This is a genomic window from Mesorhizobium sp. M0571 (genome assembly GCF_040320985.1).
Taxonomy (GTDB): domain Bacteria; phylum Pseudomonadota; class Alphaproteobacteria; order Rhizobiales; family Rhizobiaceae; genus Mesorhizobium.
Genome location: NZ_JAMYQT010000123.1, coordinates 1 through 2,534, shown reverse-complemented (window position 1 = coordinate 2,534; position 2,534 = coordinate 1). Strand labels below are relative to the sequence as shown.

Annotated in this window: 3 protein-coding genes; all 3 read left to right on the top strand. The window is 63.3% G+C overall.

Translation table 11 applies throughout. The annotated features are described in order from the left end of the window. The first annotated feature begins 57 nt into the window (after positions 1 to 57). The 3 genes from tnpA (at position 58) to tnpC (ending at position 2,493) form a co-directional block, all read left to right on the top strand. Entirely contained in the window at positions 58 to 495 is a 438-nt protein-coding gene (tnpA, locus tag NKI85_RS37555) for an IS66-like element accessory protein TnpA (protein ID WP_352780921.1), read from the top strand. Continuing rightward, positions 492 to 842: an IS66 family insertion sequence element accessory protein TnpB gene (gene tnpB, locus NKI85_RS37550; RefSeq protein WP_214393793.1), complete on the top strand. Its 351-nt coding sequence runs from the start codon at positions 492 to 494 to the stop codon at positions 840 to 842. Before tnpA ends, tnpB begins: the two co-directional genes overlap by 4 nt. 67 nt (positions 843 to 909) lie before the next feature. After that, positions 910 to 2,493 carry an IS66 family transposase gene (gene tnpC, locus NKI85_RS37545; RefSeq protein ID WP_352780917.1) on the top strand — a complete coding sequence of 528 codons (1,584 nt, stop codon included), beginning with the start codon at positions 910 to 912 and terminating at the stop codon, positions 2,491 to 2,493. Positions 2,494 to 2,534: the final 41 nt, after the last annotated feature.

Sequence of the window (2,534 nt, the reverse complement as noted above, 5' to 3'; positions counted from 1 at the left end):
GTAAGCGGTGCGCCAAGGCACCTTGCAAGAGGCCGATGAACATGGAGTTTTCGCGCCATGACATTGGAACATGCAACGGGCGATATGGTCGCCGAGTTAAGCGGCGCCGCGGCGGCCGAAGATCTTACAACGGTGCCCGGGCGCGTGCGGCAACGAAGGCTGTGGAGTTGCACGGAGAAGCGCGCGTTGGTCGATCTGGCGAGCGCGGCGGGGTCGTCGGTGACCGAGGTCGCGGAGGCATTCGGTGTAGCTCCGTCACAGCTCTATGCCTGGCGCAAGCAGATGGCCGGCGGCGAGCTCGAGGCCGATCGGGCGGTGGCAACTTTCGCGCGGATCGAAGTGAACGATCTGCCCGAGGTCGAGCATCCCGTCGCCGATTGCCCGGACCCGGCCGGCAGGATCGTCGTGGCCTTTCCGAACGGCGCGCGATTGCGGATCGACGGGACCGTCGATCCGACAGCGCTGCGTATCGTCCTGGCGGAGTTGACCAGGTGATCACGGTGGTGCCGACCGACCGGATTTACCTTTGCTGCGGTGAGACCGATATGCGCCGCGGGATCAACAGCCTGGCGCGGATGGTGCAGCAGGTGCTCGCGCTCGACCCGCACACTGGCGCGATCTTCTGCTTCCGTGGACGCAAGGGTCATATCATCAAGATTCTAGCCCATGACGACCAGGGGTTCTGCCTTTTTACAAAACGGCTTTCCGATGGTTGTTTCGCCTGGCCGACCACCAAGGATCAGGTGACCGTGTCGCTCACCAAGGCACAGCTTTCGCTACTTTTGGACGGGATCGATTGGCGCCGGCCGAACAAGATTTATCGACCGCGTCTGGCCGGCTAAATTCGGCCGTTCTCATTGATTTTGTGTCGATTTTGCTTCCGTAGACGAGGTCTTTCGGGTATGTAATTTGGGTGTCGGAACAAGCTCCCTCTACGCTGATTTCCTCGCCCGGATCGCCACTCTGGAGGCGGCCGTTTGTGCCCGTGACACCACCATCGCCGAACGGGATGAGCAGTTGCGAAGAGAGCGCGCCGAGGCCGCACTTCGCATCCCGCGCCTGCAGCTGCGGATCGATCGCTTCAACCGCAAGGCCTTCGGCCGCTCCTCCGAGAAGCTGGACCAGATGCGGCTTGAACTCGAAGATCTCGAGACCGATTTCGTCGCCAGCGCGCCCGATCTCGAACTGCCTATCGTCGCTGGCACCGATAAGGTCCGGGTGTTGCCGGTGCGCAAGCTCAATCCGAACCTGCCGCGCAAGCGGATCGTTCGCGAGCCCTCTTGCGCATGCTGTCCGGGCTGCGGCGGCGACATGCGCGCCATGGGCCAAGATAGTGATGAGATGCTCGATCTGGTCGCCCAAGCCTGGCAGGTGATGGAGACCGTTCGACCCAAGTACAGCTGCCGGACCTGCGATAAAATCATCCAGGCGCCGGCACCAGCCAAGGCCATTGCACGCGGCAAGCTCAGCTATGCCGCGCTTGCCCATATCATGATGGCCAAGTGGGGTTATTATCTGCCTTTCTACCGTCAGGTACAGATGATGGCCGCCAAGGGCGTCGATATCGAGCGATCCACGCTTGCGCGCAGCGCCAGCTACGCCGCCGCCTTGCTCGATCCGATCTACAACCGCATCCGTGAGATCGGCCGTACCCGAACCAAGATCCACACCGACGACACGCGGCTTCCGATCCTGGCGCCCGGCAACGGCAGGACACACAAGGGCGCGCTCTGGGTTTACGTTGCCGACGATCGCAACTCGGGTTCGCAGGAGCCGCCGATCGCCTGGTATCGCGCCACCATGGGCCGCGCCGGCGAGAGCGTGATGAGCGAGCTCGCCGGATTTGCCGGGACGCTCCAGGCTGACGGTTTCAGCGGCTACAACCAGCTCTACAAGGGTGGCGCCATTCGAGAAGCTGCCTGCCTGGCCCATCTGCGTCGCAAGATATTCGACGTTCACGACAGCCAGCCGACCGAGCTCAGCACGACGGCGATGGCCGGTATCCAGGCGATCTACTGGATCGAGGAAGAGATACGGGGGCCGCCCGCCGAGCGATTGGCCGCACGACGAAGGCGGACCCGACCACTGGTCCGCGCGCTGCGACGACAGCTCATGCGCCAGGGCAAGGGTTTGTCGCGCCATGCCGATATCGCGAAGGCCTTCGCCTATGGCACCAGGCGATGGCGCGCGTTCAATCGCTTCCTCTATGATGGCCAGCTCGAGCCCGACAACCTCATCGCGGAGCGCGCCATTCGCGGATTTACGGTCGGCAGGCGCAATTGGCTTTTCTCGGGCAGCTTCGCCGCGGCCGAGCGGTCAGCGGTCGTGCTCAGCATCATCGAGACCTGCAAGCTCTGCGGCGTCGATGCCGAAGCCTACATGGCCGATGTCACCGAGCGCATCCAGAACGACTGGCCAGCCTCGCGCTGGGACGAACTGATGCCGTGGAATTGGGTGCGCCGCCAAGCGATGCAGCTCTCCTTGGCGGCATGAGCGCGATCGACGACATGGCGCTGTCGGACGAGGCGCTCGAG